This is a genomic window from Dawidia cretensis, assembly GCF_018598175.1.
GTDB classification, from domain to species: Bacteria; Bacteroidota; Bacteroidia; order Cytophagales; family Cyclobacteriaceae; genus Ohtaekwangia; species Ohtaekwangia cretensis.
This window is the reverse complement of sequence record NZ_JAHESE010000220.1, coordinates 1-255: the sequence shown is the minus strand read 5'-3', so window position 1 is coordinate 255 and position 255 is coordinate 1. Positions and strand designations below refer to the sequence as shown.

The window sequence follows — 255 nt, the reverse complement described above, 5'->3', positions numbered from 1 at the left end:
TCGCCTGTGAGAAGCGTGCTGATTTCGAATGGAATTTCCGGGAGTGCCATCGTCAGCTGTCCCTTCGGGCCGTAGAGGTTCCAATCGCGGTATGCTGTGCTGTAAGAAACGATGACGACGTCTACGCCCTCGCCGGTCACGGAGCCTGTGACTTTTTTGTCGGTCAGTACGACATCAACCTCCGAAGCCAAGGGAGTAACATCCGGAAGGCCTTTGTGTGCATTGTCGTAGATATGACCGTCGTCTGCCGAGAAA

Annotated in this window: 1 protein-coding gene; it reads right to left on the bottom strand. The window is 54.5% G+C overall.

The window, feature by feature from the left end; genetic code table 11:
* Window positions 1-255 (bottom strand): hypothetical protein (locus KK062_RS30420; protein ID WP_254088137.1); only part of this gene is annotated, 255 nt, incomplete at both ends.